This is a genomic window from Planococcus donghaensis (assembly GCF_001687665.2).
GTDB lineage: Bacteria > Bacillota > Bacilli > Bacillales_A > Planococcaceae > Planococcus > Planococcus donghaensis.
The window spans coordinates 2,681,870-2,703,805 of record NZ_CP016543.2; the positions used below are offsets into that span (position 1 = coordinate 2,681,870).

Here is a 21,936-nt window from a genome sequence, read left to right on the forward strand (position 1 = left end):
TCACTTCCTTCTAAAAGCCAGACCGTTCTCCATCTCAATTGCTTGATCCGCTTTCTCCACTAACCAAATGTGAATTTTACCGAGCCATGCTTGGTATCGTTCATCACGCACGAAGTCATCTAACACTTCGTTTGAAACAATGGTCAATAGTTCAACTGCGTTTAGCATTTGATCGATTGTCTCTTGCAACCTCGTCCATTTCGCTTCCATACATCCGGCTTTATCAACGCACATATTACCCGTTTCCCAGCCTTCGTATAGTTCGTTGGCAAGCCAGGTCGTCACACAATCCCACAACACTAAATCATGCGGTTGTAGTTTTTCGATAGCATTTTCCATTTTGTGTGCTTGTTCGATTGTGAACCAGTTGTCTTGCAAACGGTCGTCACGGTGGCGTTCAATCCGTTCTTTCATTTCCTCATCGTACGCTTGTCCACTTGCGATATAAACTTTACGAGTCTCGCCAAATGTGCGGACAATCGTTTCGGCATAAGCACTTTTGCCACTGCGAACGCCGCCGCTAATAAAAATCAATTCGCCTCGAGCCATTCGCTAATCGCCTCCCGAAGTTTTTCCATATTGTCAGGTGATTTCATCCCGATTCGGAACCACTGGCCATTCATTCCTTGAAAAGATTCGGTATGGCGAAGAACAATTCCTTTTTTTAAAAGGTCTGTAAAAAAGGCAGAAGTGTTTTTTGATTCAGGCAGCTTAAAAGACAAAAAGTTCACCGCAGAATGGGTAGTCTCGCAGTGATACATGGCTAAAAATTGTTGCATTTTTTCTCGTTCAGCTGTTGCCACTTTGATCACCTTTTCACGATAATCTCGTTGTTCCAAACAACTTGCGCCGATTGTCGCGGACAACGCATTGACGTTCCAATGCGCCGCTCCTTTTTTTAATCGCTCAATTGTTTTCCTCTGACTAACTACATAGCCAAGACGCAGACCCGGAATCGCATACATTTTGGTCATTGACCGAACAATAATGACATTTGGAAACTCGTTTAAAAAAGGGATAAAAGAAGCTTCCTCACCAATAAAATCGATAAATGCTTCATCAAGTACCAGTTCACAATCGTGTTCGAGACAGGTTTTCGCGATTTGCTGAAGCTTTTTAATATGTATGAAAACACCGGTCGGATTATGCGGATTGCATATATAAAGCGCTTTGCAGCCGGATATAGTAGTTTGAATGCTTTCAAGTGTTAATATCCAGCCGTTTCCCGGTTGTAATTGAATCGTCTGAATTTCAACATTTTCTGCTTCTAAAGTTTGACGGTATTCCGAAAATGCCGGTTCAACTAACACAACCTGTTGGTTTCTATACCTTTTAGCCAGCCAAGTAAACACCTCAGCTGCTCCGTTTCCTGTAGCTACTTGGTCCACATCAACTTGATGAAAATGTGCTGCTGACGTTCGAAACGGTTCACCGTCCGGATCTGGATAAGAGCCGATTAACGCGTACATTTCCGACCATTGTTCTTTTAAAAACGCAGGAGGTCCAAATGGATGGACATTTTCACTGAAATCTATTAGTTGTTCGGGCGGGCTGATACCCGCTTGTTTATATAAGCGCAGTGGATTGGCTCCATGATTAGGCAATTCCAAGTAAGACTCCTCCTAACGCAAATAAAATAAAAAATCCAATTGTCACTTTTTTCATCTGTTGAATTGTTTCTTTAATATGATGTGCTTTGAGTTGGTAAACCGGCCTTCCCATGAGCGCACGGTGAGATTTAACACCCCGGTACCAATTGGTTCCGCCTAATTGAACGCCTAACTGTACAGCCGTTGCCGCTTCTAACCAGCCGCTATTTGGACTTGGATGCTTAGGGGCATCTTGCAACCAAATTTGAAGACGCTGACGTAATGAGAGTGTTTGGTGGCTTTTTGTCATGATTATAAGTAAAAAGCCTGTTATGCGACTCGGAATGAAATTCAAGACATCGTCCGCTTTTGCCGAAGCAAATCCAAATTCCTTAAATTCATCATTTTTGTAACCTACCATTGAATCCAGTGTATTCACCGCTTTGTAGAGCCATAAACCAGGCGCTCCTAATAAAAACGCCCAAAATAACGGTGCGGTTACGCCATCACTTGTGTTTTCGGAAACCGTTTCGACAACGCCACGCGTAATCTCACTTTCATCTAATCCATCTGTATCTCTTCCAACAATCCAGGACAACTTCTCACGTGCCAATTCCATATTTTGATCGATAAGTGGGTGATAAACATCCATTGCTGCATCTTTCAAACTTTTTTGCGCCAGTCCTGAAGCGATTAACAACGCTTCTATCGCAATACCAACAACTGGATGAATCGAATAAGCTAAAAAGACAATGGCATATACAATTATGAATACAGCAACCGCAATGGTTGCAAGAAGCAAAAATCCGTTTTGGAATGCAACATTCCCACGATTCCACCGATTGGTTAAGTTTTTTATTGCTCTCCCAATCCAACGAACGGGGTGTGGCCAATTAAGTGGATCTCCAACAATGCGGTCGATAATGATCCCTAAAAAAATCGCTAAAAGATGTGACATCATCCGTTGTCCGCTTTCGCTAACTCATATAATATGAGGGCTTCAATGGTACATTCAAAAACGCCGACTCCGATCAATTTACCAAGCTCGGTAATGGGTCCTGCATAAGGTAACTTCTTACCTTGTTGCGTCGCCGCTACTAAACAGCTGTCAGTTGATGTACCTGTTGCAATCGTACCTGTGAGCGGGTCTTTGACTCTTCTTTCTTGAAGCGCTTTCGTTTTCGCTTCGGTCGCTGTAATCATCGCTTGTATAAATGCTTCGTCTGACAAAACACCATTGACCATGATCCATGTATTAATCGTACCAACTTGGACGGATCGTTCTACCGCTTTTGACACGTCGACACCATTGCCGACTCCAGCAGTCACGGCAATGACGACGGAACCAAACGGCCCTTCGTATTCCTTGACGATGGCGTCTTGTGTTTGAACGGCGGTCATCATCCCTACTGTATCCGTAGTTTTCAACCCATTTCCCGCAATAAACTCGGTCATTTCTTGAACACTATCATTTACGTTGTAAGCTGCATCTACGTGACGGTTCATAAAATTACGGAACCATCCAGAACCTGCATTCACCACAGCTGAAGAAACCGTTTTTAATGGCGTCGGGCTTTGATACAACACCATATCATTTGAAACGACAAAGTCTTCTGCACAGATGCGATGGGTTGCTATTTCATTTTTCACTCCTGGCAATAATGTGATTTGCGGTTTTGGCAATTCCGGATGCGGATGGTTGCTAACTCTTGTTTTATAAACCGCCTCAATATCCTGCTCTCGCACCACTTCATGCGGCTCACCGATGCGAACGATGGTGCCTCGATCGAGCAGCAATAATTGATCACAATACATAGATGCTAAATTTATATCATGGAAAATCGATACAATCGTTAAGTTTTTTTCGATCGCTTGTTTTTTTATCGTGTCGAGCAACTCTTTTTGGTGATTGATGTCTAAATGATTTGTTGGTTCATCGAGCAATAAAATCCCCGCATCTTGCGCTAACGCTTGTGCGACAAAAACACGTTGCTGTTCGCCACCGGACAAACGATCAATTTGTGTTTTTTCATAGTGGCTAATGTCCATTAATCGCATAGCTTCTTTCACCGCATGCTCATCTTCTATGGACCAAGATGAAAACCAACCTACTTGGTGAGGGTAACGACCAAGTGATACGGTTTCCCGAACGGTATGAGCAAAAGAGTGAGCATGAAGTTGAGGCAATACCGCCATTTTTTTCGCTAGTTCTTTTGCCGGAAAATCTGCAATAGACGTCTCTTCAATTCGAACTTCGCCACTAGTCGCTGGCAACACGCCACTGATTAACTTCATTAACGTTGATTTCCCACTGCCGTTCGGTCCTAAAATACCGAGTATAGAGCCTTTGTTAACAGTGAAGGATACATTCTCAACGATTTTTTTGTCCCCGTACCCGCCTGTTAGTCTCTTGATTTCAAGCATCGTTAAACCCCTCCTTTGCGTTGACGGAAAAAGATAAAGGCAAATACCGGTGCTCCGATAAACGCAGTAATGACACCAATCGGCAATTCTGTCGGGGAAATAATCGTTCTTGATACTAAATCACAAACGATTAATAAAGCAGCCCCGTTGATAAAAGATAAAGGCAACACATGGCGATGATCTGATCCCCAAAGCAAACGAGTCATATGTGGCACTACTAGACCAACAAAACCAATGGTTCCTGAAACGGAAACGGCAGCTCCTGTTAGTACCGAACCACCAATTAAAATTGTCATTTTGCTTTTTTTCACATCGACACCAAGATGTTGTGCGCGTTCTTCACCAAACAACATGGCGTTTAACTCACGACGTTTGAGCCACAATACGAATGATCCGATTAATACGAAAGGTAATGCCATTCGCACATATGGCCAACCACGCATTGATACGCTTCCGAGTAACCAGCCAATAATTTGTCTCAACTCTTCTCCGGTTAAGGCAATCATCAACGAAATAATTGATCCAAGAAAAGAGCTAAATATAATCCCCGTCAAAATCACGGTTTCCATTTTCATCGAGCGGTCCACCAATTTCGCAAAACTGACAACAGCTAGCATCGTCAGTAATGCGCCGATCATGCTCATAACCGGTAAAGTAAATGGACCTAAAAATGGAATAGAGATACCAAAAAAGAGCGTCATCACAGCGCCGACTGAGGCACCGGAAGACACTCCCAGGGTGTACGGATCGGCCAATGGATTTTTCAAGAGCCCTTGAAATGCCGCACCAGCAATCGCCAATGCCGCACCAACAAGCCCTGCTAAAACGACACGTGGCATACGAATATTCCATAAAATATTGGCAGCCGCTTCATCGAACGAAGGATTCCATAGCACCACTGGTGATATGGATACCGTCCCGACCGTGACACCTAGCAATATCGCTCCCGCTAAAATAAATAGCGAAACGCTATATGCTACTATATTTTTACTCATTGAACACATCAGGGTATACTGCCTGAGCCATTTCCATTAGTCCCGCTGTTAAACGTGGGCCAGAACGAGTGAGCATATCTGAATCTAAGCTGTAAACTGCTTCTTCTTTAACTGCTGTTACTTCTGCAAAACCACCACGAGATTTGATTTGACCTACGGCATCTTCAACATAAGCGCCTTCGGTTGTAATAATCACGTCTGGATTTGCTGCAACAATTGCTTCTGGGTCCATAATAACCCATCCTTCTAATTCGCCAGCAACATTTTCCGCGTTGATTAGCGTTAACATCTCGTCCATAAATGTCCCGCTACCAGTTGTGTAAATATCCGGCTGACTACCGACTTCTAAAAAAACCGTTTTTGGTTCTTCGATTGTTGCTGCCAATTCTTCAATCGATGCTACTTGAGCTTCCATTTCCGAGACAATATTTTCCGCTCGTTCCATGCTACCTGTCGCTTCTCCGATTGTTGTAATTGAATCGTACACTTCCTCAAAGCTCGCTGCGTTTTGAACGACAAACACATCAAGTCCGGCATCACGTAATTGCTGTAGTCCCGCATCGCCCACACCTAATCCTGATTCGTGAGCCAAGACTAAGTCTGGCTGAAGACCAATGATTTTTTCTACATTAAATTCTTGTCCCCCAATTTTTTCAACGTCAACTGTTGCTTCTGGGTAGTTGTCATAATCCGATACGCCAACGATTTTTTCGCCTAATCCCAGTTCATATGCAATTTCTGTATTAGAAGGAATCATGGAAACAATCGCTCCAGGCTCTTCGTCAATTACAACTTCATTGCCCGCTGCATCTGTCAGCGTTACGGGAAACTCAACATCTCCCACTTCAGTTGGTGGTTCTGCTGGTGTTTCGACGTCCTCTTCAGGTGTCGCGGTTTCTCCGCACCCTGCCATTAAAACTGCTGCTAATCCTGCTGTTGCTCCAAACTTCCAAATCTTGTTCATCTTTAAAATCCCCCTGGTTGGTAGTGTTATTTTTGTCAGCAATCGCTGCAGGCGGAAGCTGTTTTGTGGATTACTAAAAACCGATACAAAACAAAATCCCCCGCAAAGTTCTGCGAGGGATTGAAAGGACGCCATAAAAAAGCATGCGCATCCAGCCTTTCCTCGCAGGCGTATGGGTGTGTTGTCATAAAGGCAGGTCTCCTGGCTTGTGATCATTGGTCTTTGCACCTTCCCAAAGCATTGCTTCAGTGGCATATGGCAATTTCCTCTCACTTACAGTGGCGGGACCGCGCCGGAATCAAACCGGCTTCCCTTTTAACTCATGTTCTTAGACATAAGCACCTTTATGAATCGCTATTAAGTTCTAATTCTGTTTTCATTATACACGTAACTGTTTAGCTTTTGCTTACATTTTTTCAGGAGCTTTGACGCCCACTGTTTTTAATGCATTGGCTAACGTTGTTTTCACAGCTGTGATCAGTGCTAAGCGAGCACTAGTCATTTCGACATTTGATGCATCCAATACTTTGTTGGCATTGTAGAAGCTATGGAAATTTGACGCCAACTCTTGAATATACGTTGTAATGCGGTGAGGTGCGCGTTGTTTCGCTGCATCTGCGATGACTTGCGGGAAATCCCCGATTTTTTTCAAGACATCAATTTCTTTTTCAGAAGTCAATAAGTTTAAATGTTCTTCTGAAGCCAATAAACCTTGTTCTTCTGCTTGGCGTAAAATCGAGCTAATACGAGCATGCCCATATTGCGAATAATAAACTGGGTTTTCGTTTGACTGTGAAACCGCCAAATCCAAATCAAAGTCCATATGCGAATCGCCTGAACGCATGGCGAAGAAATAACGCACAGCATCTAATCCAACTAATTCGACAAGTTCACGCATCGTTACAGCTTTTCCTGTACGTTTGCTCATCTTCATTTTTTCGCCGTCTTTATACAATTGCACCATTTGAATAATGCTAACTTCAAGGGTATCGCGATCATAACCAAGGGCTTCAATAGCTGCTTTCATACGTGGAATATAGCCGTGGTGATCGGCACCCCAAACGTTGATCAGCTTCCCAAATCCGCGTTGTAATTTATCTTCATGATAGGCGATATCAGGCATTAAATATGTGTACGAACCGTCATTTTTAATCAATACGCGGTCTTTGTCATCACCAAACGTTGTTGAACGGAACCAAGTAGCGCCGTCTTCTTCATAGACATGACCGTTTTCACGAAGTTTAGCCAAAGCCTCATCAATTTTACCGTTTTTGTAAAGAGACGATTCTGGATACCAAACATCAAATTCCACACGGAAGTCTGCTAAATCTTGTTGCAGTTTAGCCAATTCCACTTTTAAACCGTGTTCACGGAACGTTTCAAAACGTTCTTCGTGCGTCATGCTAACAAATTTATCGCCATGTTCTTGAACCAATGCTTCGGCGATATCTTTAATATCTTGTCCACGGTAGCCGTCTTCTGGCATGCTATCGCCTTTACCTAACGCTTCAAAATAACGCGCTTCGATTGATAATGCCAAATTGTTAATTTGGTTACCGGCATCGTTAATATAATATTCACGAGATACATCGTATCCAGCAAAATCTAAAATATTGCAAAGCGAATCGCCGACTGACGAGCCGCGCGCATGACCTAAATGCAAGTCACCAGTTGGGTTCGCCGAAACAAACTCAACTTGGATGCGTTCATTGCCACCTGCTGATGAACGACCGTAATCTGCTTTTTGCTCCAGTACGGTTTTGACTACATCCTGCAAATAATCTTTTTTGATCGTAATGTTGATAAATCCTGGTCCAGCAATATCCACTGTTTGAATGTTTGCAGCATCTTTATCAAGATTCGCTACAATCGCTTCAGCAATCGCACGAGGTGGCTTTTTCGCCAAACGTGTTAATTGCATCGCAATATTCGTAGCATAGTCTCCATTGGTTTTATCTCTTGGTGATTCTAATTGTACTTCAACAGCTTCTGTCGTTAATTCTGCTTTTTCGATTGCTTCTGCAAATGCTGTTTTAATGGCACGTTGAACTTGTTCTACTGCATTCATTATTTAGCCTCCATAAATTGTATTTCCATTTCATATTCCCCGACATGATCTAAGCCCAATGACAAATCGTAGCGGACCATAAACCGTGTGTCGCTGACGAAAATCTCATGCGCTTTGGTCGTCAACATAAACGAACCTTGTTCATTTGTTAAATTGCCGGTTTGTTCTTTATGTAATAAAAAAGGGAGCCGCATCTGCAAGCCGCCGCTTCTCATAATCACTGCTTCATTTTCTTGAAGTTTTACCGTCGTCCGAATTTCAAGATCGTCTTGCTGTTCAGCATATTGCAAATAACGCAGCTGGTTTTTCTCTGTCAATGTTCCATGAGATTCCAACACCATCACTTGTTCTTCCATATCCGGCTGACGGATCGTCGTTATCAGTTTTATTTCTACTGTCTTTTGCATGTCTCTCCGCCTCCCCGTCAAATAATAACCTTCTCATTATAGCCCGATTCACTCGGCTTTTTCAATACAGCACCCATTGTTTACGCCAGTTCTTTTTATCTAAATGCGATGTGAGATGAATTTCGACTAATTTAAAGGAAAAGCCGATCCTTTTTTAGGATCGGCTAATTTCTCATTTCTTCAAATTTCCGGTGTTATTTTGACTGCAATCCTAATACTTTGATCAACGGTTTGATGGTTAAACCTTGGATAACTAGAGAAAACAAGACGACGGCAAACGTTAATATCAAAATCGTTTCACGGCCATCGAAACTTGCCGGAAGACTTAACGCCAAAGCAATGGATAAACTGCCTTTTAGTCCACCCCAATTCAATAAAATTCGCTCTTTTCGATTTAAATCTTTGGCTGGCATCGTGCTGAAAAATAGCGCAACCACTCTTGCCAGTAAAACGATGATAATGGCTAAAAAGATAGTCCCCCATTGACCGGAAAAATCGATATTGCGAATTTCCAATCCAACAATTAAGAAAATTAACGAGTTCGCAATAAGTGTGATGACATCCCAAAACGTATTAATCGCGTTTTCCGTCAACTTAGACATCCCGATTCTAGCGCCGTAATCATTAAAAACAAATCCGCCTGCTACAACGGCGATGATTCCGGATACGTGGATATGTTCTGCGATAAAATAACTACCGAAAAACAATAATGCCGATATCGCAATCTCAAAAGGATAGTCGTCATAAAAGCGAATAACTTGTGAAAACAGGTACCCCAGAATGACCCCAACCAATATGCCTCCTACTGCAAAACGAAGAAATAGCAAAACGCCACTGCCTAATCCTGCCCAGCCCATATCAATATAGGTCAGCAAATAAACAGACGCGATTTGAAAAAGGACGATGGCAATACCATCATTAAAGAGGGACTCACCTTCCATAATCGTTGAAAGTTTTTCTGAAACGCCTGCTGATTTAAAAATGGATAACACACTGATTGGATCGGTTGCGCTCATCAATGCGGCAAATGTAAAAGCGACTGCTAAAGGAAGACCGAGTAAAAAGTGAGTTGAAAAGCCAATAAGCACAAACGAGATAAACGTCCCTCCTAAAGCAAGACCGATTACAGTTTCTTTTCGTTTATACAAATGGTGAAAAGGAAGTTTTAACGTAGCATCCCCAAGCAGAATGGGGAGAAATAAAGAAATGATAATGACCTGGAAAACTTCTGATTGGGTGATAAATTGTTCGGCTTGGTCAATAAAAGGAAATGGAAAACTGGTAGTACCAAGTAAAAGTCCGACTAAAACCAACGCGATTGTATCTGGCTGCTTTACTTTTCTAGCGATGCCGACAACCGTTATCGCAATGGCTAGTAATACTAAGACCTGTATAAAGACTTCATCAAATTCATGCATAAGTCACACTCCTTTCCGGATAATTGCTTACTCCAACTATATCTCTTATTGCCCATTACTAAACACATACTTAAAATTCAATTTGCGTAAGACATAAAAAAGCCTCCCATAAAGGAGACTGGTTTTAACATTACTTTAGGCAACTGCTTTATTTATTTCGTGTAACTGGTTACAAAAGAAGAGCGCGGAAAAATGTTTGGACGTTTATCGATTCCTTCTTCGGTACCGCGTTTCGCGTGCGCATGACCGTATGCTTGAGACTGTTGCCAGTCTAAGAACGATTGTTTGTCTTCCCATAAAGTCAGGATGACGTAAACATCCGAATCGAGTGGACGCAATACGCGAATTGCAACAAATCCAGGCTCTTTTTCTACCATGCCTGCTCTATTTTGAAAACGCGATTCAAAAAGCTCTCGACCTTCATCTGTCACGGGAATGTTGTTAAATACCGCATAGTGACCTTCCGCAAATTCACCCACAGCATTTAATACTTCATACGCTTCAGACGCCTTTAAACCTGGCCCTCCGTCTGTTTCGTAAAGCACTACCGATTCTTCATCGTTTTTCAATAGAGTCAGCTCGGCATTCGACAAACTTTCTAGTAAGTCTTCCGCTTGATCTTGTGGACCTGTCCATTTATACAATTGCATCGTCAGCACCTCTTTCAGTTCGCTCGTTTCTTTTATCTTATCGTTTTTAGATGAAAGATTCTAATTTGGGGTTGTGAAAAAAATAAAAAGTCGGCCTGGATTTCCCAGGCCGACTTTAATGTATTTAAAGTGCGCTTACGCTTTTCTTATTGGCTAGCTCTAGCGGCTAGTCCCTCGGGGTCTTAAGTCAGCCCACTACGGAAATCTAGATTTCCTACGTGTTCTGCCTTAAGCCTGTCGGGACTGAACAACCGCTTACGCTTTTCTTATTGGCTAGCTCTTGCGGCCAGATTCTAGGGTCGTAAGCCACTCTGGCTATGCGGCTGGAAAAACGCCGCTTCGCCAGAGCGTCTTACGCCCGTCGAATCTACACGGCCGCTTACGCTTTTCTTATTTAACCCAGCCTAAAATCATTTCGCGCATTAGTTTGCTTGCTGTGTTCGCCGTTTGGTCAGAATGGTCGTAAACGGGTGCTAGTTCCACAAGATCAAAACCAACTACGTTCACGCCTGACGCTGCGATAGCGTGGATAGATGCTAATAGTTCACGAGACGTGATACCGCCCGCATCAACTGTTCCAGTGCCTGGTGCGTGTGCAGGATCTAATACATCCATATCAATCGTGACATAAACATTGCGACCTTCTAGTGTTGGCAATACTTCTTTTAACGGCTCCAGCACTTCAAATTTCGAAATGTGCATGCCGTTTTCTTTTGCCCAGTCGAATTCTTCTTTCATTCCTGAACGAATACCGAATGAATAAACGTTCTTCGGTCCGATATGATCTGCAATTTTGCGGATTGGTGTCGAATGTGAGTATTCTTCGCCTTCGTAGTTTTCGCGAAGGTCTGTGTGTGCATCAAAGTGAATGATCGCAAGGTCGTCGTATTTGCTAGCGACTGCTTTCATTACTGGCAATGACACCAAATGCTCGCCACCCATACCCATAGGAATTTTTTCATCCGCTAAAAGCGTGTGTACATACGTTTCGATTTCCGCTAAGCTTTTTTCCGGATTACCGAATGGTAATGGAATATCGCCTGCATCAAAAAACTTAACGTCTCCCAGTTCACGATCAAGGTACGGGCTATATTCTTCTAGTCCAATTGAAACTTCGCGAATTTTGTTCGGGCCAAAACGAGAACCTGGACGGTAACTAACTGTCCAGTCCATCGGCATGCCGTAAAGAACCGCTTTTGATTCTTCGTAATTCGGGTGGCTTTTGATAAATACTTTTCCTGAATACGTTTCGTCAAATCTCATGTGTTATTCTCCTGTCAAATCTTTCACGAATTTCGGTAAAACAAACGCAGCGTTGTGCAACTCTGGCGTGTAATACTTCGTGTCGATTTCATGGAAACGTTCTGCTGGTACTTCTAGTGGGTTGTACTTTTTCGAACCGATTGTGAACGCCCATAAACCACTTGGGTATGTTGGGATGTTCGCCAAATACAAGTTTGTGATTGGGAAAATTTCTTTTACATCACTTTGAACTTGTTTGATCAAATCAGCTTTAAACCATGGGTTGTCTGATTGTGCGACAAAAATTCCGTCTTCTTTTAATGCTTTTGAAATTCCTGCATAAAAGCCTTTTGAGAATAAGTTTACAGCCGGTCCAACAGGTTCTGTTGAATCTACCATAATTACGTCAAACTCGTTGTCTGATTCTGCAATGTGCATGAAACCGTCGCCAACAATTACTTCCACGCGTGAATCTTCTAGGCCTGAAGCAATGCTTGGCAAGAATTTTTTCGAGTACTCGATTACTTTTCCATCAATATCGACAAGTGTTGCTTTTTTAACAGACGGGTGCTTTAAAATTTCACGGATTACGCCGCCATCACCGCCGCCAACGACTAAAACGTTCTCAGGGTTAGGGTGTGTAAACAACGGTACGTGTGCAACCATTTCGTGATAAACAAATTCATCTTTTTCAGAAGTCATGACCATGCCATCTAAAAATAGCATATTGCCCCATTCTGCTGTTTCTGCCATTTCAAGATATTGAAAATCTGTTTGTTCTGTATGAAGAGTTTTATTAATTTTCATCGTAATTCCAAAGTTTTCTGTTTGCTTTTCTGTATACCAAAATCCTGCCATCTATAATCAAACTCCTTTTCATTCTGAATAAAATCCACTTAAAAAAGTATAAGTGTTTTCAAAAAAAGTGCAATATTTATTTCATACTCTTCTTTACCCGCTCTTCGCCACACTACACTAAATATAAAAAGGTTTTCTGCACAGGGAATCTTTTCCCTTCGCAGAAAACCTTTTTATATCCTGATGGTGCGGAGAAAGAGACATGAGGCATTGGGCTTGGGTTTTATCGCAATGGCTCACGGCACTTGCTCGCTATCAGGTGTCCTAGCTTTCTATTGAAAAGCTGTAGTTCTAGTGTACTGCCTTTTATAGACAACTTCAACCATCCGGTAGACGCAATTTGAAATGTCACATTCTGTTCAAAAAGCAATTTTTTATTAGAAATGTATCTTTACTTATCATCTACCTAGGTCTTGATGAAGTTGCTCTGAGCTGTTGTTCCACATTTCTGCATTATGCGATTCCAAATAGTCGGCCAGCACGCGTTTTGATGGCTCATCCATTTGATCAACAAGAATTTTGCGTTTCATCGACTTGTCCATACGGTTAACATGATCGGCCAATATTTTATAGCCTCTGCGTTTTTCACGGTTCACGACCATTTCACACGCTGCAACTCCTGCATAATAAGGCCCTATAGGATTAAAATCAATCGTGATCCATACAAGCCAGTAATCTTTGCCGCCTTCTGAATCTTCGCGGTTTGTTGTAAATTTGATGCCACGTTCAACTTCACTGCGGGCATGCATGGCGCCAATATCGATAAAAGCTTCTTGCTCTTCCACATCAATAAATAATGGAGAAACGTTTTCCAAAGATAGAGACCCGATGCCGTATCCTTTATGACCGTCCGTCGGATCGTTTTTTATAATAGTAAATCCTACTTTTTGTTTTGGTTTTTCTTCATTCGCCATTGTCTGAATCCTCCGTTCTGCTATGATGATAGTATTCTTAAGAAAAAGGAGCTGCATCCATTATGCCATACGTCACTGTAAAAATGCTCGAAGGTCGCACAGAAGATCAAAAACGCGCACTAGTTGAAAAGGTATCTGAAGCTGTTTCTGAAACAACTGGCGCGCCAATCGAGAACGTCACTGTCTTTATCGAAGACATGAAAAAAAGCGATTACGGCACAAAAGGCAAACTCTTTAGCGATCAATAAAGAAAAGTGAAAGTGCCTGTTCAGCTCCGACAGGCATAAGACAGACCGGCAGTGTGGCGCTCTTTGCCACGCGGCTGGGTTGACTTATGTCCCGAGGAGCTAGGCACTTGCAACTGGATCAAAGAAAAGTGAAAGCAGCCGTATAGATTCGACAGGCATAAGCCACGCTGGCGAAGCGGCGTTTTTCAGCCGCACAGCTAGCGTGGCTTATGACCCTAGAATCTGGCTGCTGGAGCTAGACAACTAGAAAAGTGAAAGTGCCTGTCCCTCATTCAATACCTGAAAAACTCCCATAACGGGAGTTTTTTTATGAGCTTAACTCTTCAATAAATGCAAAAGCTTCATCGATTTCTGCTGTTGTAAAGTTTAACTTCCCTTTAACTACATGCAGCTTATCGATTTGTTCTTGACGATTTAGATGATCAAAATAAAGTAGTGTCGCGGTCAATTCCAAAAAACGACCACTTTTAGCATTTAATTTTCCTGCAGTGAGAGGGTTATCCAAAATTGATTTCCCCAAAACTTTACGGAATTCTTGGCCTTCTTCCGTTACGCTATATTTATATTGAACATAAGAACCTTTGTCTTCTAATGTCTCTGACAAAAACCCCATGTCGCATAATTCTTCTACACGAGCAGTTAGTTCTTCTGAATACGGTCCATAAATATGAAACTCATACTTTTCCTGAAAAGGGATGTCTAGTTTCTTCATTATGTAAATCATTTTCTGCAATTTTTTGCGGCCGGTTACACCTTCCGCTGCGGCAATAAAGTCCACGATTTTTGCGTGTCCCTGGAGCAACTATACCCCTCCTTCTCGAAGCATTTCCAAAATCTGCTGCTTGATTGCTGTTTTCTTGCCATCAATTAATAACTCAGCTGGAAAATACAATTTATAATCTGTTCTGCGTTTCCCCGAAATGGCATCTACAATTTGAGACAAACGTGATAATTCTTTAATATCCCCGTTTGGCATCAATAAATGAATCGGCAAACGCTCTTCTTCTTCTCCTGGTCGGTAAAAATCATATGGCAAGTCAGACGTAGAGTCATCGATTAAATAATATTCCGGGTCAATGCCGGCAGACCGGAACAGTTCCGCCAATTCACCTAGCTTTTTGTAATCTTTGCCTGGGTCAAAATCGACATACTGAAACAGACGTCGATTCACAAAACGGTCGCAAAGATCCGCTAAAATCGGATCGCGTTCAGTCATCCACAATTGGAAATAAGTCATTAAAACACCTTCGTCCAATGCCAAATACTCTTTCAATGTAAAGCTCTGATCAAAAAATGACAGGAAATGTGTTGGCGGTTGTTCAAATTTATAACCACTTGCACTTAACTCTTTTGCCCGTTGAAGAATTTTTCGCAAAATAACTTCGGCGCTGCGAGCAACCGGATGAAAATACACTTGCCAATACATTTGGTAACGGCTCATGATGTAATCTTCTACCGCATGCATCCCGCTCGACTTGATAACAACTTGGTCATCTAGTGGGCGCATTACGCGAAGAATTCGCTCCATATCAAAATGGCCATAAGAAACCCCTGTATAATAAGCATCTCGCTGAAGGTAATCCATGCGATCCGCATCTATTTGACTGGAAATCAAGGAAACGACTTGTTTATTTGAATAGGTTTTTGCAATCACTTCTGCCACTTTTGTTGGAAAATCTGTAGACACTTTTTGAAGAATTTCATTAACTTCCGTATCTCCAAGTAAAATTTTCCGCGTGTATTCTTCGTGATCAAGTGCAAAAACTTTTTCAAATGAGTGCGAGAACGGCCCATGTCCCAAATCATGCAAAAGTGCTGCACATAATACGACAAGACGTTCGCTTTCATCCCATTCCGGACGACCATGAAAAATATCATCCGAAATGCGGCGTACAATTTCGTACACACCAAGTGAGTGATTAAACCGGCTATGTTCCGCGCCGTGGAATACTAAATAAGAGGTGCCCAATTGCTTAATTCGGCGCAAACGCTGAACTTCACGCGAATTGATCAAATCCCAAATCACTTGGTCGCGCACATGGATATATCGGTGAACCGGATCTTTAAAAACTTTTTCTTCAGCTAATTTTTGTGTTGCGTAGCTCACTTGCGCACCTCCGTTTTTTCATGTACCAGCTATTCTACACTAGGGTCTCGCTTCTATTCAAGGGAACGTTCGAGCATTTTTTGGTTGCGTTCGACAACGCGATTTAAATAAAATCCGTATAACTCTGTCTCATCGGGCTGCAACGACATGGGTGTCGGTCCCCCCATTAAATCATGAAGATCGATTACCACTTCTTGAACTGTAATTTTTCTTCCCAATAACTCACTGAGCGATGCCATCGTTTCAGGTTTTATTTCTGGGTAAGTGAATTTGGTTTCTTCGTTTTGTAGTCCCGCATTGTAAAAGTCTCGAATAATTTCAGCGCGTTGTGCTCCACTGCCTTCGACACATAAATACACTTGCACGGCGATACCGCGGCGAATTCGGCGCTGTGAAATACCTGCGAATTTCTGACCGTTAATGCTGAGGTCATAAGAACCTGGGCAATACGAGCCGACAATTTCGTACGCTTCTATCGTAGCTTCCGGGAAAAGTTCGCGCACCAACTCAAGCATTAAGTCATAACCCGCTGAGATATCGATGGCGTTGTCTTTTTCCGACAAGACGAGCGAGATGTTTAAAACACCGGCATCCAGCACCACTGCTAATCCTCCAGAATTTCGAACAATTGGTGTGAAACCATGGTCTTTTAACACATCCATGCCTTTTTCAATATGCGGTAAGCGATGATCTTGGATTCCTAACACTACTGTATCGTCATGTACCCATGTTCGAATGGTTGGTGCGCTTTTTCCTGACCCCACCAATTCGCACAATGTGTCGTCTGCGGCAAATGATTCAAGCGCAGAGCGACTTTTTGCGCTTAGCGACTGATCCCAAAAACGCCAAGCTGTTTCTTCAAAAAATAACGGCATGCCCACTTCTCCTCTTTCTACAATTCCTTATCTTCAGTCTACCCTTTTCACCATGCGCTGAAAAGCCGTGTGCGCTATGTCGAATTCGTGACAGGCGTTAGTTTTAAAGGAAGTTCGATGCTTGTTGTGCTAAACTGAAAAATGAGAGATTGATATTAAAAGGAGTGTTTGAATAATGAATGAAGCAGCAATTACATTAGACGGCTGGTACGTTCTCCATGATTTCCGCTCAATGGACTGGGTTTCGTGGAAAATGCTAACGGACGAAGAGCGCCAATTCGCGATTGACGAATTCCAAGCATTTATGGACAAAATCAACCAAGCCGATGAAAATAAAACCGGCGCACATGCCTTGTATTCAATTGTTGGCCAAAAAGCCGACTTGATGCTCATGATGTTGCGTGAAACAATGGACGAATTAAACGAACTTGAAACAGAATACAACAAGTTAACATTGATCGCTTATACCGTTCCTACGTATTCATACGTTTCAGTAGTTGAACTTTCCAACTACTTGGCTGGCAAATCAGATGAAGATCCTTACCAAAATCCGCATGTGCGTGCACGTTTATACCCAGAACTTCAACGTTCGCAGTATATTTGCTTCTATCCAATGGACAAGCGTCGCGATGGCGATGACAACTGGTACATGTTGCCAATGGACACGCGCAAGGAACTGATGTTATCTCATGGTAAAATTGGCCGCGGTTATGCTGGCAAAGTAAAACAGATTATTTCTGGATCTGTTGGCTTTGACGATTACGAATGGGGCGTTACATTGTTCGCAGATGATGTTCTTCAATTTAAAAAATTGATTTACGAAATGCGTTTTGATGAAGTGAGCGCGCGTTACGCAGAATTCGGTTCATTTTATGTAGGCACACGCCTAGATGCTGAACGTACGGTTAAATTTTTAGAAGTTTAAATGATTAAAGTCGCCTTCTGGGCGGCTTTTTTGTTTGATTTTCGGGTTGATTCTTCCTTTTTTTGGATATACTGTCGAGATATGATGAAATACTGTCGGATTCCGCTTGAATACTGTCCAAATTAAGTGGAATACTGTCCAAATCTGAAAAATACTGTCCAATCCAGAAATAAGAGAATTTCCGCAGTCTCACAGCATGATTTTCCAGTTATTTGGATATACTGTCCGATTGGAATAAAATACTGTCCGATTGGAATAAAATACTGTCCGATTTGCAACAAATACTGTCGGAATCCAATAAAATACTGTCCAAATCACACTATTTACTGTCCAAACGCTAAAAAAGGCAACCCGCACAATGCGGATTGCCTCTCCTCTTACCTATTTACAAAGCTTTCACTGCGGCAATTATAATCATTACCCATGCAGTGATAAACGCGACGCCACCAATCGGGGTAATCGCACCAAGAATACTAATCCCTGTTAAGCTTAATACATACAAGCTACCTGAGAAAATGATAATTCCAGCAAGCATCAAATAACCTGCCCAGTTTAATGAACCAAGCGAACCGAGTAGTGATGAGCTCATTAAGATTGCAACGACCATCAATCCAATCGAGTGGAACATTTGATATTGCACAGCGGTTTGCCATGTATCTAAATATTTGTCTGCGACGCGGCCTTCTAAGAGATGCGCTCCGAATGCGCCAAACGCGACAGACAATAGAGCATTAACCGCTCCCGCAATTAAAAAAAACTTCATAGTCGATTTCCTCTTTCCATTTAAAATTCAAACAGTGAATCACCGTTTGCGTCTTCTTCTTTCAGCTTTTTACCAGCAGATAGTGTCTGTGTTTGCGGTTGTGGCTGAGGGGAAGAAAGCGGCACGGCACGTGGTGCTTGGATGTCGTTCCTTGGTTGGTCGTCTTCTAACAATAAATCGCACAGTGCACGAATGGCAGCAACCGAGTCACGAGCTTTTGCCACATCGCCGCTACGAGCACGTGTTGTGTGTTTGTCAATTTCATTTAAAATTCGCATAGTGTCGATGGCCATGATACAGCCCCCTCTCCGTTTTTGATTTCATTTCATTTTAACACGCTACTCTTCTGCAGGTCAGTCCAAACAGAAATCGATTGGCGCGTGCCCGCGGCTTTGTAACAGACTGTTCACTTTTGAATACGGTCGACTGCCAAAAAATCCGCGATGGGCACTGAGCGGGCTTGGGTGAGGCGCTTCAAGTACATCGTGTTTCTCCACATCGATTAATCGTTTTTTCGTTTGCGCCGGTTTGCCCCACAATACGAAAATGATAGGCTCGTCGCGCTCAGACAATTTGCGAATCACTTCGTCCGTCAGCGTTTCCCACCCTTTATCACGATGAGAGTGCGCTTCGCCCGCTCTCACGGTTAAAACGGTGTTCATCATTAACACGCCTTGATCTGCCCATTTGGTTAATCGGCCGTCCTTTGGTTGGGCGCAGCCGATATCTTCTTGTAATTCCTTCAACAAATTTCGTAAACTTGGCGGATGCTTTACTCCTGGTAAAACAGAAAAACTCAGACCATGTGCTTGGTCTGGGCCATGATACGGGTCTTGACCAAGAATTACGACTTTTACATCGTGATAGGCAGTGTGTTCAAAAGCTGACCAAATGTTTTCCATTGCGGGATAAATCGTTTGTTCCGCGTATTCTTTTTTCAGAAACTCACGCAACTTCACGTAATATGGCTTATCGAATTCTTCACCTAGCACGTCTTGCCAGTCGTTATGGAAAATTCGTTTATTCAACTCGCTCACTCCTTAAATTTCACAGTTACATCGTAGTCAACTAAGCCAAACATTTCTTGCACGGAACGTACCGCATTGGTTTCTGCAGTTTGAAGCACTCCTTGACCTTCTGTTTCTTCAAGCATCATTTTCTTCGCTTCATCGGCCAAATCAAATGCTTCAGAAATGTCCGTTCCGCTACGGAACAACCCTTCATAGGAATACACTTCGACTTGGTCCATAAACAATTCCGGCCCCCCTAAAAATTCCGCTGGCGGCAATGTTAATGTTGCTGTTTTGGTTTCCTCATCTACCACAATATCCCCTTCAGACACTTTGGAAAAATCAATTCCTGCACGAACCGACCCTGGAATGACCACCAATAATTGACGTTTCGTTCCTGGCAAATCAAGTCCGATTTCTTTACCAAATAACGCATTGTCTTCGCGTTCAATAATCACCTTGGAAAATGCTTCAGCTGTCGACAATTCATTGAGTTCTTGAATTTGCTCTAAAAAAACACCTTTGCTTTCAGTAGCGGTACTGCCTTGGATCATCCAAAAAGTGCCGAGTGGCAAAGCTACTAGTAGGAGCAATAAAACGGCAATTAAAACTAGAAAAGTATTCCGCCATACTCCCATCAATAATTTAACGCTTTTCCAGAAGCCGGATTCTTTTGTTTCTCCTTGCTCTTTCATTTCTTCTAACAAACGTTCGATTTCCGTCAATTTTGGATCTTTCGCCATTATTTCCCCTACTTTCCTATATTTTATTCAGCTCGGCTTCATGGTACGATTACTTAAAGGAGCGATGATGATGGCCGATTGGCGTGGAAAAATTACGAGCGTTTCAAAAACTAAAGGTACTACAGCTCCAGAAAGCGCAAAACGCGCTGGACTCGGCTGTCTCGGTATAATCATTGCAGTTGTTTCCATTCTAACATTACTCATTACAATTGGCCTTTTCAAAAGCGGCTTTGTTTTAATGGGCAGTTTCGCAACGTTATTTTTACTTATTAGTATGGCCACCACTGTCTTACTTCTTGTGCCTCGTAAGCACAATCCGTTGTAAATGCTCGAATATTTGTTAAAATAGTGGCAAAGACAATCTCATTAGAGGAGCTAACCCAATGACACTCAAAAAAACATTAACAATCGCTGGATCAGATACTTCTGGCGGTGCAGGTATACAAGCAGACTTAAAAACGTTCCAAGAACACGGAACTTATGGCATGAACGCGTTAACGGTAATTGTTACGATGGATCCTGAAAACGGCTGGAGCCATGGCATTCACCCGATTGCATTAGACACATTAGATGCTCAGTTAAATACAGCCTTTTCGACAGGCATTGACGCTTTGAAAACAGGCATGTTGCCAACTGTCGATATTATCGAAATGGCCGGCAAAGCAATTGCTGCTTCTGGCATCAAAGATGTTGTCATCGACCCCGTTATGGCATGTAAAGGTGAAAACGAAGTGTTATTCCCTGAAAATGTAGATGCGATGATCAAGCATTTACTGCCGAACGCGAAAGTTGTAACACCAAACTTAGTCGAAGCAGGTCAATTATCAGGTCAAGGCGCATTGCAAACCGTTGAAGATATGCAAGCGGCGGCTGAAAAAATTCATGCCCATGGTGTAGAGTTTGTCGTCATCAAAGGCGGTAAGCAGTTGAAGCACGAGAAAGCTGCTGATTTACTGTTCGATGGCGAAGCACATTATTTGTTGACTTCGGATAAAACAGATACAACTTATAACCACGGTGCAGGCTGTACGTTTGCTGCTGCGATCACTGCTAACTTAGCAAATGGTCAATCGGTTAAAGACGCGGTACTGAATGCGAAAACTTTTGTCTCTACAGCGATTCAACACGGCTGGAAATTAAATGGGTATGTAGGTCCGGTTATGCACGGTGCTGCATCGAAATTTACAAAAGCTGAAGTTGAAGTTACTAAACTATAAAATAAAAACGACCACAGGAACCCATTTCACTTCTTCCTGTGGTCGTTTTTTTATGGGAAATTTCCTAGAGCAGTTAATGATTAGAGCAACCTAATCGCATTCTCTTGCGCATTTCCTTATACTGATAGAATACCGATTTTATAGGAGGAACATCATGGAATTAGTTGAAGTAAAAAAATTACAAGTCCAGCTGGATGCATTTGCAGGCAAAGATGTTTTTCTTCATTTGGAAACGACAAATGGCTCTTATGCATCACATTTTAACGAAGGTTTTTTCAACGCCGGTGCATTTATCCGCAACGTTGTGATCAATTACGAACTTGGAAAAGTTGTTGGGGACAGCCCGCATCGTGTCGGCCTGAAATTGCCACACGGCTGGGTTTATGCGCAAGGCATCACTCATTATGAGTTAGATGACCAAGGTCGACTATTGCTAGCAGGACACGACGGAACTGGAAAACTAGCGGTGGCGCTCGAAATTAGCGAAACACCGTTTAGTTATTAAAGGAGGAAAATAAT

The 21,936-nt window shown here is 42.5% G+C and carries 25 protein-coding genes and 1 riboswitch; of the genes, 5 read left to right on the forward strand and 20 right to left on the reverse strand.

Annotation, left to right across the window (positions count from 1 at the left end; translation table 11 throughout):
• The 13 genes from BCM40_RS13195 to BCM40_RS13255 all read right to left on the reverse strand — a co-directional run bounded on the left by BCM40_RS13195 (position 1) and on the right by BCM40_RS13255 (position 13,529).
• Entirely contained in the window at positions 1–549 is a 549-nt protein-coding gene (locus tag BCM40_RS13195) for a bifunctional adenosylcobinamide kinase/adenosylcobinamide-phosphate guanylyltransferase (protein ID WP_065525496.1), read from the reverse strand.
• Positions 531–1,610, reverse strand: a complete 1,080-nt coding sequence (locus tag BCM40_RS13200; protein WP_065525495.1) for a pyridoxal phosphate-dependent aminotransferase — start codon at positions 1,608–1,610, stop codon at positions 531–533. Before BCM40_RS13200 ends, BCM40_RS13195 begins: the two co-directional genes overlap by 19 nt.
• Entirely contained in the window at positions 1,597–2,550 is a 954-nt protein-coding gene (gene cbiB, locus BCM40_RS13205) for an adenosylcobinamide-phosphate synthase CbiB (protein WP_065525494.1), read from the reverse strand. Before cbiB ends, BCM40_RS13200 begins: the two co-directional genes overlap by 14 nt.
• Positions 2,547–4,013 (reverse strand): adenosylcobinamide amidohydrolase, encoded by a 1,467-nt coding sequence (locus tag BCM40_RS13210; protein WP_065525493.1) that lies wholly within the window; start codon positions 4,011–4,013, stop codon positions 2,547–2,549. Before BCM40_RS13210 ends, cbiB begins: the two co-directional genes overlap by 4 nt.
• A 2-nt stretch (positions 4,014–4,015) precedes the next feature.
• Positions 4,016–5,008, reverse strand: coding sequence for a FecCD family ABC transporter permease (locus BCM40_RS13215; protein WP_065527664.1), 993 nt, complete (start codon positions 5,006–5,008; stop codon positions 4,016–4,018).
• Positions 5,001–5,972, reverse strand: a complete 972-nt coding sequence (locus BCM40_RS13220; protein WP_065525492.1) for an ABC transporter substrate-binding protein — start codon at positions 5,970–5,972, stop codon at positions 5,001–5,003. Before BCM40_RS13220 ends, BCM40_RS13215 begins: the two co-directional genes overlap by 8 nt.
• A gap of 174 nt (positions 5,973–6,146) precedes the next feature.
• Positions 6,147–6,333: riboswitch (cobalamin riboswitch) on the reverse strand.
• Between the two features lie 45 nt (positions 6,334–6,378).
• On the reverse strand, positions 6,379–8,040 hold the full coding sequence (argS, locus tag BCM40_RS13225; protein WP_065525491.1) for an arginine--tRNA ligase: 1,662 nt from the start codon (positions 8,038–8,040) through the stop codon (positions 6,379–6,381).
• Positions 8,040–8,447 (reverse strand): YwiB family protein, encoded by a 408-nt coding sequence (locus BCM40_RS13230; protein WP_065525490.1) that lies wholly within the window; start codon positions 8,445–8,447, stop codon positions 8,040–8,042. The genes argS and BCM40_RS13230 overlap by 1 nt, the downstream gene beginning before the upstream one ends.
• A 194-nt stretch (positions 8,448–8,641) precedes the next feature.
• Positions 8,642–9,865, reverse strand: a complete 1,224-nt coding sequence (locus BCM40_RS13235; RefSeq protein ID WP_065525489.1) for a cation:proton antiporter — start codon at positions 9,863–9,865, stop codon at positions 8,642–8,644.
• A 152-nt stretch (positions 9,866–10,017) separates the two neighbouring features.
• Positions 10,018–10,515 carry an antibiotic biosynthesis monooxygenase family protein gene (locus BCM40_RS13240; RefSeq protein WP_065525488.1) on the reverse strand — a complete coding sequence of 166 codons (498 nt, stop codon included), beginning with the start codon at positions 10,513–10,515 and terminating at the stop codon, positions 10,018–10,020.
• A 390-nt stretch (positions 10,516–10,905) separates the two neighbouring features.
• A complete protein-coding gene (gene speB, locus BCM40_RS13245) occupies positions 10,906–11,778 on the reverse strand; it encodes an agmatinase (protein ID WP_065525487.1) in 873 nt (290 codons plus the stop codon).
• Positions 11,779–11,781: 3 nt separating this feature from the next.
• The gene (gene speE / locus BCM40_RS13250) at positions 11,782–12,615 is read right to left on the reverse strand and encodes a spermidine synthase (RefSeq protein WP_065525486.1); all 834 of its coding nucleotides are present in this window, start codon (positions 12,613–12,615) and stop codon (positions 11,782–11,784) included.
• 398 nt (positions 12,616–13,013) lie between these two features.
• Positions 13,014–13,529 (reverse strand): YwhD family protein, encoded by a 516-nt coding sequence (locus BCM40_RS13255; protein WP_065525485.1) that lies wholly within the window; start codon positions 13,527–13,529, stop codon positions 13,014–13,016.
• 62 nt (positions 13,530–13,591) lie between these two features.
• Here BCM40_RS13255 and BCM40_RS13260 point away from each other — a divergent pair, with 62 nt between their 5' ends.
• Complete coding sequence (locus BCM40_RS13260; protein WP_065525484.1) at positions 13,592–13,777, forward strand: 2-hydroxymuconate tautomerase; 186 nt, start codon at positions 13,592–13,594, stop codon at positions 13,775–13,777.
• A gap of 307 nt (positions 13,778–14,084) precedes the next feature.
• On the opposite strand, the gene BCM40_RS13265 is transcribed toward BCM40_RS13260, so the two are convergent.
• The 3 genes from BCM40_RS13265 to lipL are packed head-to-tail and all read right to left on the reverse strand — an operon-like array spanning position 14,085 to position 16,759.
• The gene (locus BCM40_RS13265; protein ID WP_065525483.1) at positions 14,085–14,579 is read right to left on the reverse strand and encodes a YwgA family protein; all 495 of its coding nucleotides are present in this window, start codon (positions 14,577–14,579) and stop codon (positions 14,085–14,087) included.
• Positions 14,580–15,884 carry an HD domain-containing protein gene (locus BCM40_RS13270; RefSeq protein ID WP_065525482.1) on the reverse strand — a complete coding sequence of 435 codons (1,305 nt, stop codon included), beginning with the start codon at positions 15,882–15,884 and terminating at the stop codon, positions 14,580–14,582.
• A gap of 53 nt (positions 15,885–15,937) precedes the next feature.
• Positions 15,938–16,759: an octanoyl-[GcvH]:protein N-octanoyltransferase gene (lipL, locus tag BCM40_RS13275; RefSeq protein WP_065525481.1), complete on the reverse strand. Its 822-nt coding sequence runs from the start codon at positions 16,757–16,759 to the stop codon at positions 15,938–15,940.
• Between the two features lie 175 nt (positions 16,760–16,934).
• Between lipL and hemQ the strand changes: the two genes are divergently transcribed.
• On the forward strand, positions 16,935–17,684 hold the full coding sequence (hemQ, locus tag BCM40_RS13280; RefSeq protein ID WP_065525480.1) for a hydrogen peroxide-dependent heme synthase: 750 nt from the start codon (positions 16,935–16,937) through the stop codon (positions 17,682–17,684).
• 385 nt (positions 17,685–18,069) lie between these two features.
• On the opposite strand, the gene BCM40_RS13285 is transcribed toward hemQ, so the two are convergent.
• The 4 genes from BCM40_RS13285 to BCM40_RS13300 are packed head-to-tail and all read right to left on the reverse strand — an operon-like array spanning position 18,070 to position 20,200.
• Positions 18,070–18,447 carry a DUF423 domain-containing protein gene (locus BCM40_RS13285; RefSeq protein WP_065525479.1) on the reverse strand — a complete coding sequence of 126 codons (378 nt, stop codon included), beginning with the start codon at positions 18,445–18,447 and terminating at the stop codon, positions 18,070–18,072.
• Between the two features lie 20 nt (positions 18,448–18,467).
• Entirely contained in the window at positions 18,468–18,740 is a 273-nt protein-coding gene (locus tag BCM40_RS13290; RefSeq protein WP_065525478.1) for a YwdI family protein, read from the reverse strand.
• Between the two features lie 60 nt (positions 18,741–18,800).
• Entirely contained in the window at positions 18,801–19,475 is a 675-nt protein-coding gene (locus BCM40_RS13295; RefSeq protein WP_065525477.1) for a uracil-DNA glycosylase, read from the reverse strand.
• Between the two features lie 5 nt (positions 19,476–19,480).
• A complete protein-coding gene (locus tag BCM40_RS13300; RefSeq protein ID WP_065525476.1) occupies positions 19,481–20,200 on the reverse strand; it encodes a DUF4230 domain-containing protein in 720 nt (239 codons plus the stop codon).
• Between the two features lie 70 nt (positions 20,201–20,270).
• On the opposite strand from BCM40_RS13300, the gene BCM40_RS13305 reads away from it, so the two are divergent.
• The 3 genes from BCM40_RS13305 to BCM40_RS13315 all read left to right on the forward strand — a co-directional run bounded on the left by BCM40_RS13305 (position 20,271) and on the right by BCM40_RS13315 (position 21,922).
• Positions 20,271–20,525, forward strand: a complete 255-nt coding sequence (locus BCM40_RS13305) for a hypothetical protein (protein ID WP_065525475.1) — start codon at positions 20,271–20,273, stop codon at positions 20,523–20,525.
• 58 nt (positions 20,526–20,583) lie between these two features.
• A complete protein-coding gene (gene thiD / locus BCM40_RS13310; protein ID WP_065525474.1) occupies positions 20,584–21,417 on the forward strand; it encodes a bifunctional hydroxymethylpyrimidine kinase/phosphomethylpyrimidine kinase in 834 nt (277 codons plus the stop codon).
• Between the two features lie 154 nt (positions 21,418–21,571).
• Complete coding sequence (locus BCM40_RS13315) at positions 21,572–21,922, forward strand: YojF family protein (protein ID WP_065525473.1); 351 nt, start codon at positions 21,572–21,574, stop codon at positions 21,920–21,922.
• The last annotated feature ends 14 nt before the right edge of the window (positions 21,923–21,936 follow it).